This window comes from Roseomonas sp. TAS13 (assembly GCF_001950415.1).
In the GTDB taxonomy this organism is placed as follows: domain Bacteria; phylum Pseudomonadota; class Alphaproteobacteria; order Acetobacterales; family Acetobacteraceae; genus Roseomonas; species Roseomonas mucosa.
Map to the genome: position 1 here is coordinate 1 of NZ_BDLP01000728.1, position 897 is coordinate 897.

Genomic DNA, 897 nt, shown 5'->3' on the forward strand with positions numbered 1-897 from the left:
TCGCCTTACGGTGGAGCTGTGCGTAGATGTGATCAAGAGACAGCGTGACGGCCGGGGAGGGCGCCGGGCCGGGGCGGTTCAGCCCTGCATCCGGACGGCGCCCCCCAGGTTGGCACCCTGGCCGGCGCCACGCTGGCGGATCATGTCCTGTTCCGCCTGCGCGCCCTCGGCATCGGTGAGGAAGGTGAAGATCGCGAAGCGGCGGCCGCGCGTGACCGGCAGGGCCTCGTGCAGCAGGTCGCAGCAGAAGACCGCACCGCCGCCGGCCTCCGGCGCATACCGGTCGGGGCCGAATTCGGGGAAGGCGATGGTGCCGCCGTCATAGTCCATCCCCTGGCTGTTGAGGTTCAGGCTGAGCGCGAAGCGGCGGTGCCGGGTGAAGGGTGTGCGGTTGTCGCGATGCGCGCCAAAGGCCCCGGCATCCGCGGAATCGTAGCAGCCGATGCGGGGCGGCTCGAAGCTGGCGGCGCGGAAGCGGAAGGCGCGCATCATCTCCGGCAGCACGCGCCGCTTCAGGCGCTCGGCGAAACTGGCATAGAGCTGTCGGTTGTCCAGCGCGACATCGGCGCGCCGCTTGATGCTGGCGGCGGCACTGGCGGCGCCGGCGGCGCTGGCCACGCGGTCCTTCATCTTCTCCCCGGCCTGCCAGTGCCGCAGCAGGGCGGAGATCAGCGCCGGCTCCAGGATGTCGGGGATGATCAGCACCGGGGCCGGGGCGCTGCGCAGCACCGGCGGGGCGGGCGGCACCAGCGTGTCGAGCACCTCCTCCAGCGCCCCGGGGCCGGCGGCGACATGGCCGATCTTGCCGCGCGCCAGCAGCACCGCGGCGCCGCCCTCCGCCCCCAGGCCCAGCATGCCGGCGAGCTGCCGTTCCGGATCGAAGACGCGGGACAGCGC

Annotated in this window: 1 protein-coding gene; it reads right to left on the reverse strand. The window is 73.0% G+C overall.

The genetic code is table 11. The features are described from left to right. Nucleotides 1–78: 78 nt before the first annotated feature. Nucleotides 79–897: 2OG-Fe(II) oxygenase (locus ROTAS13_RS27625; RefSeq protein ID WP_075823714.1), on the reverse strand; the 819-nt coding region annotated here is incomplete at its 5' end.